A 9,966-nucleotide genomic window follows, 5' to 3' on the forward strand; every position below is an offset into this window, starting at 1 on the left:
CCAGGGAGATCTCGCACGAGCGCCCAGCAGGCTACTCATAACGGAGCACTGTGCATAACGCTGCTTATGGAGAGCTCTACATAAGCAGCGATTGCTGTCGACCGCAATGTTTGCCTTTTGGGCTGCTCTTGGTCAGGAAGCGGACGCTCAAATCAAGCTTCTTGAAGAGTATTTTGGCGCCCAGCTATATGGCGCAGCACCTGTGTGCGAGCTTAGTGGATCGACGCCCGGCAAGTCCGGCGCACGCGGTCCATCCCATTTGCTCAGCACCTGACGGTGTCGGATCTCATCACTGCGCTTCTTGGAGCGTCGGAGCGATTTCCGAGGCTCGTTAGTGCGCATTGCAATCTGACCTTGCCCCTGTTTCGTGTAGTTCTTAACCCACGATTCACGCGGCCTTTTTACGCTGTGCCTCGTACCAGCGTTGTTCGTACTGCATCGGGCTGAGGTAGCCCAGCGACGAATGCAACCTGCGGTGATTGTAGAAGGCCATCCAGTCCATCACCGCCTGCCTGGCCTGCTCACGGGTGGCAAACTTGTGCCCATGCACGCTGGCCGTTTTCAGCCGCCCCCAGAAGCTTTCCGTTGGAGCGTTATCCCAGCAGTTGCCCTTCCTGCTCATCGATGAACGCATGCCCCAGTCTTTCAAGGCTTGCTGGAACTCTGCACTGCAATACTGGCTGCCCCGGTCGCTGTGGAATATCAGCCCAGGAGACGGCCGGCGCCGCCACCATGCCATGGCCAGCGCATCCTTGACCAGACTGGCCTGCATGTGCGGCTGCAGGCTCCAGCCCACCACCAGGCGGCTAAACAGGTCGATGACCGCAGCCAGGTACAGCCAGCCTTCGTCGGTGGCGATGTAGGTGATGTCGCCACTCCATAGCTGGTTGGGGGCTTCAGGGTTGAAGCGCCGCTGCACCAGGTCTGGCGCCACCGGCAGGCTGTGGCGGCTGTCGGTGGTGACCACGAACTTGCGCTTCGTTTTGGCCTTGATGCCGTGCTGCTGCATGAGCTTGCGAACCCGGTCTTTGCCCACCCGGATGCCTCGGGCCACAAGCTCCTTGTGCATGCGTGGCCAGCCGTATTCGCCCTTGACCTCGGCGTGGATGGCACGGATGTGCGCCAGCAGGGCTTCATCGCTGTGGAGTCGGCCAGGGCCGCTGCGGCCATGACCATCCTCTCGCCGGCGCAGCCAGTTGAAGTACCCGCTGGCGCTGACCTCCAGCACCCCGCAGGACACGCTCACCGGGTAACGGTACTTCATTTGGTCAATCCAGGCGTACCTCGCAGCGTGTCCTGCGCGAAGTACGCCGCGGCTTTTTTTGCGATGTCGCGCTCCATGCGAAGGCGAGCATTCTCGGCGCGCAGCCGGGCAATCTCCATCTGCTCGGGCGAGACTTTGGCCGCCTTGTCGGCGCTGCCCACGCCGTCCAGCTCTCCCTTGGATGACAGTCGCACCCAGTTGCCCAGACTGGCCTTGGGAATGCCCAGCACCTTGGCCACCACCGCAATCGCCTGGCCAGCTCGCACCTGCCGAACCGCCTCCAGTTTGAACTCCCGCGTGTACTGCGCACGCACTTGCTTGTCGCTCATTGCTCAACTCCTTGTCGGTATTTTCAACAAGGGTCAAGAACTCCACTTTTCAGGGGCAACCTCAATCACCCCAGCGCGGAGCCGGCGGTGCTCCTGCAACGCTGCATGGATCCAAGAAAACTGAACGCTTCCTTCAGGGTGAGCTTCAATTGGGTTAACAATAATGCATGGCCAACCAACGGTCTGATACGCTTGTAAGCAAAAGCGATAGTCAGAGGTTGATGACTGGACTCTTCGTCAAGCAGCGTGGGCTACGCGAGAAGACCGGCGCCCTCCAAGCATGCTGGTTAGTAAGACGGATACAGCCCTTCCGGCATTTAGTTGCGCACCGTCTTTGAATACAACAACGGGAGCGTTTCTTGGCTAAATCTATTATTCGGGTAATGCTCTCCAGCCGGTGTGTGGACGCTTTTCCTGCAGGTAGCAAGACCAATTTGACCGACCTGCGAAAGGAGCTGAAAAGGGAGATCGAATCAGCCGAGGTGCTGGGGCGAAAGCTTTTTGAAGTCTGGATCAACGAAGACGCACCGCCGGCCGAGGGCGTACAAGATAGCTGGGATGCCTGTCTGCGAGCCGTGCGCGATTGCGATGTACTTATCGTGCTATCCAACGGCAATGCAGGCTGGGCCGCAGGCGACCAGGACATCGGCATCTGCCACGCGGAATACATGGAGGGCCTTCGTTCGGCGCAGGCCAAGGTGCGCTTGGTGGCATTGCCGACAGTTGCCGACGCTCAGGGCTCTGCAGGCGAGCGCAACCGGCGCTTTCAGGACTATCTCTCGCGGCAGAGCGCCTTCCGGGGCGGCGAGGTGAAGACCGCTGGCGATGCCAAAAAACGCGTATTCGAGGCTCTCTCGGATGCAGTGGTTTCGCTGATGCAGCGGGGTGTGCAGGCAGGCGCATCGACGCGCTTCGACGTCGGCGCCGCCCTGGACTGGACCCGGCTCGACTTCCGTCAACGAAAAATGGCCATGGAGTCAACGCTCAAAACAGCCTTGGGCGGGCTCAAGGGCGCCAAGGCGGTGGACGGCGGTGTGGTGGTCAGCCTGGATGGTAAAGACGTAGCGGTAGTGGTTCACGCGATTCCGGCCTCGTTCAGCGTGGCCGCGGCGCGCGAGTTGGTGGGGCGGCCCTTCCTGGAAGATCACCAACGCGTCAAGCTGCTGGCTTCTGCGCATGGGCCGCTGCACTTGATTGCCTGTCACCGCGGTGCAACAGAAACCCAGGCCACGTCGCTACTGGGATTTCCAGACGCGACGGTGGTAAGCGGCCCCTTTGGGGTGTTCGTGGCCGATGACGTGCAGAAGGTGCAATTCGCCTTCTTGACCAACTGCCGAGACGACTCACAGACGAGACACGCGAGTCAGCGTTTTTTTGAATGGTTGCAACAAACCGGTGAAGCAGCGCTGGTGGCACGCAGGGCGGTGTCTCGCGCTCGAATCGTTAAGGTAGTAGCGAAAGAAATGAATACCTGAGGAGGCTGAACATGAATGAAAAGGATCTGCTGCTGGGGCCGGTGTTGTCGTTCCGTGGTATCGGAAAAGGAGATTCTTGGCGAGTAACGGTACTGATTGGCCTCAGGGCAGGTGCGGAGCTCCCGGAATTCCACGTGGATGGCAAGACATGTCCTGCACCTAGGGAGTTGTTGTCAACGCGTGGCGAGCGCTATCTGCGCTACGACATTTCCTGCAAGGTCTTGAAGGCTGAGCGCATGGTGAACTACGGCATCCCTGGCGGGCTGACTTGGAACATGACGGTGCCTGGCAAGGATTTCTCTCCGCGCATGGCCTACGTATCATGCAATGGGTTCTCTGACCCCGCAGTGATGAGAAAAATCATCCGAACGTCGGATGCGGTGTGGGAGGACCTGCTCTACAGCCATGATCGCAAGCTGCGCAGAAAGCCTGGGGAAGGAGAAATCAAGCTGCTGGACAAGGAGCAGTTGTGGCATGAGAAGCGAATTCACGACAAAGGCTTGCAGCGTTTTCACTTGATGCTCATGGGCGGTGACCAGATCTACTTTGACTCTATCTGGGAAGACATCAAAGCGCTGCGGCAATGGGTTGGCCTGCCTCGCCAGGCCCAACTGGACTTCAAGGTTAGCAAGCCTCTCGAACGGGAGATAGAGGCCTACTATTTCGGCTTGTACAAACAACGATGGCTCCCCATTGAGAGGCCGCCATGGTCGTCAGCGACAGCTGCGCTTGATGCTGGGGCGGCGATGGCGTCCATGCCAACCATCATGGTGTGGGACGACCACGACATCTTTGACGGCTGGGGGTCATACAGCTGCGAGATGCAGAACTGCGAGCTATTTCAAACACTCTTCCGCCATGCGCGTAGGGCGTTCTGGGTGTTTCAGATGCAACATGCGCTGGAAGATCTGCCCGAACTGGAGGACACAACGCCCGCAGGTTTCACACGTCAGGACCCTCTGCTAAAGCCTATCCCATGGAACAAAGTGCTCGCTAAGGATCAGCTGGCACTTCCGTTGCTCGACAATCAACCAGGATTTACGTCCGCCTATTCGATTGGACCAGTATCCATCGTCGCTGCCGACTTGCGCACAGAGCGCTCCCGAACCCAGGTCATGGGATCGGATACTTGGCGGCAAATCAAGGAATGGACTGGCAATCTGAAGTCTGGAGGCGCTGGGCCGCAACCGAAGATTGGATGCCAACACCTGCTGTTCATGTCCTCCGTGCCGGTTGTGCACCCAAAGCTGCCATTGGCAGAACTGTTTTTGGATAAATTCGGGCAGGACCATGTCATCGACAGCAACGCCGACGACCTCAAAGATCACTGGTCCCATGATGACCATGAGGGAGAACGCAAGCGACTGCTGGAGGTGCTATCTAGTTTTGCTCGCGACAAGAAGATTCGGGTTTCATTGGTCTCGGGGGATGTGCATGTTGCAGCGTGGGGGACGGCCTACCGCAAAGATCTGCCCGCCTCGGAAACGTGGTCGCAGATGCATCAATTCACGTCGTCTGCCGTTGTTCACCCATCGTTGATGGGGGTGACAGAACGGTTGTTTCTTGCTTGGTTGAACTCCAATGCCAAGAAGCCTCAAAACATCGATGTGCAGTATGTCGCTGAAGTCATGACGTTTCCAGGTCATGACACTCATGTCATGGCAGCGCGCAACTGGCTTGCCTTGGAGCTAGATCTTGGGTCCGCCGAAGGGTGCAAGCTTTGGGCAACTTGGCGCTGTGAAACTGAGACAAGTTTCTCAAACCACTTGATTGCAGTGGCTCCCATTGTTTAAGATAGTTTTAGTGCGGCTAGATGGGCTCATAAAACAGAATCAGAGAAACAATTGATGAACAGCACTGAAGACTAAGCCCCTTGAAAAATAATGCACTCCAGGGGTCTGGTCATTGGGCCTGTTCGTAGAGTTGTTCACGCATCAAGAAACCATCACGAACGAGAAAATTCTGCTTTAAGAAAACGAGCCGTGTCGTGAAACCCAACGTACCACCCTTCTGGGAAAGGTCGATTTCCGACAATGACAAAAGTGAACCCGTTCAAAACAGAAATGGCAGCGCGCGCATGATCTGCCGCAAGTCTCTCATCTGTACCGGAGGGGGTGGGCATCGCTTCAGGGTGGGTATGCCAAAGGCCAATGCAATACAAACCTTCCTGAAGCAAATCCTGTCGTTGCCGCATCGCCTCGATAGGATCGAACGCCACGCTTGACCAAGACGCATGCCGCGCCTTGAGTGAGGTGACTTTCGAGATCACGATGGTTGACGCCGTGAGGTCATTTGTGAAGAGCTGACCCACGGACTCTTTTGAACGTGACCAGCGCTGCATCCTCCTCTGCAGCATCGAGACTGCGGCTTCGTCAAACTGAAGGCTCCACTCCGCGCCAGGAAGTGCAAACTTCACGAGCGGGTCAGGCACCTTGCAGTACCTCTGCCAACGGGCGATGCTCAATGACCGAATCCACCCCCGCGGGAACCGGAGGGGGACGATTGAAAGTCGCTGAAGGTGATTTGCTCTTGAAGTAGCTTTCATGACGAATCATGGACCACACCCCAGAGGACACCTGTTCGCCGTTCAGGACTTTCAGTACGCGCTCAGACACCATGCCTGCAGCTACCCAGGCGTCGGCAACACCATACGGATGGAACCCCTGGCCACATCCGGGAAGATCAACCTGAACGTCGTCTGGCCAAGTCGCGACATTGACCGCTGTATCGGCGGGGTCCGAAGCAGGCCACACATCACTACCAGAAATCAAAATCGCATGTGCAGCTGCGCCAAATGGCTCCATCCAAGCCATCATCACTGGGGCATCTTTCAGCACATGCTTCCGAAGCAATGAAGTGCCAATCCTTACGGAGCGCTCGCCCGTGCAATCCACGATGAGATCCGGCAGCTGCCGTTGATCCGCCTTGGCGCACCACTGCATGGCTTGTTCATCGAAAGCGTCGAGTTGCGCCCCTGGGATGGCCTGCCGCAATCGAGCGCATAGTGATGCAGCTTTCCCAAGGCCTATGTGTGGCGCGCCGAGCACATGGCGCGAGATATTTTCAGGCTCGAATGTTTGGGGATCCACTACCTCAAGGGAGCCGACGCCTGCGCGCGCAAGGAGCTCGATCAACGGCGCACCCAGCGAGCCACTTCCAAATACCACCACCTTCTTGTCAGCAAGATGAGCCAAACCGTCAGCCCGGTGATCTCGAGACAGGCTCCATTGCCTGTCGACACGGGTGACGTCGATAGGTACAAGGGCCGGCTCAACTTGACGTGCGATCTGGGATGGCAGTATCCGCCATCCGTACACCGCAGGGCCCTGCAAGAGCACCACGAACACGGGCGCTTTGTTCGGCCAACGACGGGCCTGGTACCAATTCCTCAGCTTCCCAGCGGAACCGCTGAGCGCCGAAAGAAGCTCATCAAGATCGTGAAAACTCCTCGGCCAAACACTGGGTGTCCAACGCTCGGCAGTAGGCAGTTTCATCACCAATGCACCACCACGAACAATACCGCCCAACGACCATGCTCTGGCCTTTGCCACACGCTCCGGCTCCGTAGTGGAGGTCGTAGCGAAAGCCCGCCCATCTAGAAGCGATAGAGCAGCAGCTTCCTGTGGCTCGTCAGTCTTCATATCGGCATCCAGCAACAATTCGACCGTGCGATAGCTCTTTGGCGCTTTCGCGCCGGCCGCATAGCGAGTCCAGTAATCTTGACGTTCCCTACTGAATTCCGCCTCTACCCAACCAGGATCGGCGCATCGATCGAGGAAGTCAGAAAATCTGGACAGGACACGACCGACTGCCGGCACCGGGGAGGGTACATCTGCCGGGTCAAATTCAACACCGTGGCAGAAATGGCCATCTACCTCGACGTGGGGCAGCTGCAAACAGAACTTCCGGTCCAATTCGATGCGGGCAGGCGTGAGCGGAAAATCATGCTGGAGAACCAGCAGGGGCGCAGCGCCATGCAATACCGGCGCACCTTCGGCCAAACGCCAGACGCGACAGCGCTGCTCCGACTCCTTGTCCGGGCATCGCGTTGCAGCGCTGGGCCCGAGTCCGTCAAGCCACGCCGTGACCGTGCTGATCGCGGCTGAAAACGTCGGCACGGTCAGCAAATTGCCCCCTACGCCAAAGTGTTGGTGCGGTGGCTGACGGGCGTTGCAACACTCGGATTGACCATTTGCCCCCCAGATGCTGCAACCAAGCTCTTGAGCAGCGGCGTCGACTCGGTCGAGCTGCCGAGGCTGTCGCGCCACGCCTCAACCCCGGCTTGTCCGAACACGCCTCGCAGCTTCTCTTCAGTGCTCTTGGAATACTCATCTGTGAGCAGTGCCTCGAGGTGAGTCTCCAGTTGCTTGTGCCAACGCTTGAATTCGCGTGCACGGGCCCCTTGATCACTATTCCAACGATCCGCGAAATTTTCCGTCGAGAGCTTCGGGTTCTCCACATAGAAGCGACCTGCTGCATCACGCTTGATGTAGTCCGGCATCTCCTCCAAGATGGCAAGCACTACTTCAATAGGCGAACTGAAGCTGCGCTGTCTGGTGCGCCAGATGTTCTCAAACGCGTGGGTGGCTAGGGTCACGATGATGACCGAGATCGGCATCGTATCTTTCTGGTCAGGGCTGGCGTAGAAGTAGAAATTGTCGCGGTGCAGCTTCATCAACTGGACGGCTCGACGGAGGATGTCGTCGATCCCTACAGGGGCGCTGGGGAGGGGGTCGACTGACTTACGGGCCTCGACCACCGAAGACAACACTGCCTCTTGCTGAAATTCAAACCGCAGTTCGGCGCGCTCGCAAAACCAATCAGCAAACTCCTTCGGATTCGACGGACTCCAGACCGTATCGGGGTCTCGTACCCGCAGGCCCGCGCCATAGGCTTTGTACATGTCCGCCACCGCCGGCGTCACGTCGAAATAGAACGCCTCTCCCGGATACTGCAATCGCCAGCAACGACGCCGTGGATCAGGGTCACCGGTAACTTCTTCGTTGCCCTCAAGGGCTCTCCCAAACTCTTCAAACATCGCCTCCGAGTCGGGGTTGTTGTATTTAGGCCCGGACAGCTCCACCATGATGTCGATATCAAACTTCGCATTGCCCCGGGGGCGGATGGTGGTCTGCGTGCGCATCGATCCCTGCGAATAGACATCCACGTTGTGGCGCGGAATGTCCAGCTTGGTGGCAATGTCATCTGCCAAGTGCTCGTATTGCTTGATGGCCTTGGCGCGATCTACCTTGTCAAGTTCAAGTCGCTGAAGCAGGGACATGATGAGTTGCTCCCAACGGCCGGCATCTCGCGTCATGCCCAGAGACTTCTGCAAGCGGGTGGTGAACGTAATCTTGTTTGGCGGGTTCGTAGTCATGATGAAGTGCCTTTGTGCCGACCTTGTTTACGAGATGGAAAGGGACTCGCCGGTCGACAGCAGGGTCACCTCGGTGGGAGAAATCGCAATCGTTTTGGCAAACTCGCCGCGCGCACCGGATGTCGCGCTGGGCCTGCGTTCGTACAGGATGAACTCAGCGTGGTGTCGTGCTTGCATCTTTTGTCCCACACGGCAACAGGCAGACACCGGTGCGATCAGCACCAGATGTACTTTGGATACCCGCCATTCATCCTGAAGCTTCTGCAGCGCCTGGTCGACAGCACGTCCAAACAGATCAAGATCGGCGGGGTGCCCCATGACACGGTGACTCGGACTGTCAACTCTGACCTCAATCGTCGGCAATTCATGCTGCCCAGCGGAAAACAGGTGTACAGGCAAATCGGACGCCGGAACCGCTGCAGTCAAATTGATCCGCAGGCATGCTTCGGTTTCACCGCCGTTGGCATGACGGTGAATATGAACCTTGAATTTGTCATTGGCTGGTACTGGCTCTGTCTCCGGCCAAGCCCACTGTCCACCGCGTTGGCCGCTCACCTGATCGCGATGAAACTGGAAAATGTGGGCACTGCTGGAGTCCCCGATGAGCCGCCCCGACAGGACCAAGACCGACGTGCCATGCACAGGAAAGACCGCGAGCGGCGGTCGCGGTGCGCCACCGTACACCGTACCGTCCAGTAGACCCGCCAATCTCGGCCTGTCATTCTTGAGCAGTTGGAACAGGCTCAGCCAGTAGCCATCCGAGTTCGATGCACCGAGATGCGGACCATTGCGCGCGAACCATTCCGCACGTACCCCTCCGGTGCGCAGTTGACGCAACCACATGGCCTCTTCCGCGATCCGCTCATCAAAAGCGAATGACTGCCCTTCGATGTTGCCGCCGATGACCAGCATCTGGGCTGCCGGGTAGCGAAGCGTGTTCAGCAGCCTACGAACTTCATCGACGTTGCGCTGGCGCATCTCGTTGAGATAGTCAGCGCTGTATCGCTTCGGAGCTACGCGGTCGATCAGTCGATGACATTTGTCGCACATCAGCATGATGTTCGACGGATCATTCGCCAGCAGCGGTGACTTTATCTTGTCGCCACGAGGTCCGTCCGCAGATGAGGCCACGATGTGCGCGAAGTAACTGTAGTTCCCCGTGGCCCCTGGCACAAAGTGATGGCGCAGGTCCTCTCCGCAACCGTCGAACTGGCACCGCCAAGCGGCCAGCGATGCAACGTTAAAGCGCGTCGCTGGATCGACCTCCCCATTGCGGCCAGCCGTTCCTGTGATCTTGTTTCGCTCCTTGCACCATGCCCGCATATGGGTGGGAATAGCCCGAATGGCAGGAGCTAAGGTAGTGTGCTCCACCTCGCTCACATCCGACGCGGAAGTCTCGACCCATTGGACTTGCTTCTGCTTCGCAGCAGCCGCCAACAACTTGAGCGCGGCTGAACCGATGTCCCCAACGCCCAGATCACTCCATGCAGCAGGCGACGCAGTCGCGGCTGTGAGCATTCG

Annotated in this window: 7 protein-coding genes; 2 read left to right on the top strand and 5 right to left on the bottom strand. The window is 58.1% G+C overall.

Features of this window, described 5'->3' with window-relative positions; genetic code table 11:
• Positions 1 to 388: 388 nt before the first annotated feature.
• Positions 389 to 1,593, bottom strand: a protein-coding gene (locus B7Y64_RS16525; protein ID WP_291329428.1) for an IS3 family transposase whose coding sequence is annotated in 2 segments (ribosomal slippage) — positions 389 to 1,326 and positions 1,326 to 1,593 — 1,206 coding nt in all. Because the reading frame shifts where the segments join, the coding sequence is not laid out codon by codon here.
• Between the two features lie 359 nt (positions 1,594 to 1,952).
• Here B7Y64_RS16525 and B7Y64_RS16530 point away from each other — a divergent pair.
• Both B7Y64_RS16530 and B7Y64_RS16535 read left to right on the top strand, forming a co-directional pair.
• Positions 1,953 to 3,068, top strand: a complete 1,116-nt coding sequence (locus B7Y64_RS16530; protein WP_291329430.1) for a DUF4062 domain-containing protein — start codon at positions 1,953 to 1,955, stop codon at positions 3,066 to 3,068.
• Positions 3,069 to 3,079: 11 nt separating this feature from the next.
• Positions 3,080 to 4,861 carry an alkaline phosphatase family protein gene (locus B7Y64_RS16535; protein WP_291329432.1) on the top strand — a complete coding sequence of 594 codons (1,782 nt, stop codon included), beginning with the start codon at positions 3,080 to 3,082 and terminating at the stop codon, positions 4,859 to 4,861.
• Between the two features lie 152 nt (positions 4,862 to 5,013).
• Here the strand turns inward: B7Y64_RS16535 and B7Y64_RS16540 are convergent, their stop codons facing one another.
• The 4 genes from B7Y64_RS16540 to B7Y64_RS16555 form a co-directional block, all read right to left on the bottom strand.
• On the bottom strand, positions 5,014 to 5,484 hold the full coding sequence (locus B7Y64_RS16540) for a Mov34/MPN/PAD-1 family protein (RefSeq protein ID WP_291325822.1): 471 nt from the start codon (positions 5,482 to 5,484) through the stop codon (positions 5,014 to 5,016).
• Positions 5,485 to 5,491: 7 nt separating this feature from the next.
• On the bottom strand, positions 5,492 to 7,186 hold the full coding sequence (locus B7Y64_RS16545) for a ThiF family adenylyltransferase (RefSeq protein ID WP_291325837.1): 1,695 nt from the start codon (positions 7,184 to 7,186) through the stop codon (positions 5,492 to 5,494).
• 17 nt (positions 7,187 to 7,203) lie between these two features.
• A complete protein-coding gene (locus tag B7Y64_RS16550; RefSeq protein ID WP_291325824.1) occupies positions 7,204 to 8,445 on the bottom strand; it encodes a nucleotidyltransferase in 1,242 nt (413 codons plus the stop codon).
• A gap of 27 nt (positions 8,446 to 8,472) precedes the next feature.
• Positions 8,473 to 9,966, bottom strand: a 1,494-nt coding sequence (locus B7Y64_RS16555) for an SAVED domain-containing protein (RefSeq protein WP_291329434.1), incomplete at its 5' end; no start/stop codon positions are given.

Source organism: Acidovorax sp. 35-64-16, assembly GCF_002281195.1.
GTDB lineage: Bacteria > Pseudomonadota > Gammaproteobacteria > Burkholderiales > Burkholderiaceae_C > Acidovorax > Acidovorax defluvii.

Bases quoted from the DNA above. Each gene is read 5' to 3' on its own strand.
- B7Y64_RS16550 (WP_291325824.1), bottom strand. From the start codon at position 8,445: ATGACTACGAACCCGCCAAACAAGATTACGTTCACCACCCGCTTGCAG.
- B7Y64_RS16535 (WP_291329432.1), top strand. From the start codon at position 3,080: ATGAATGAAAAGGATCTGCTGCTGGGGCCGGTGTTGTCGTTCCGTGGT.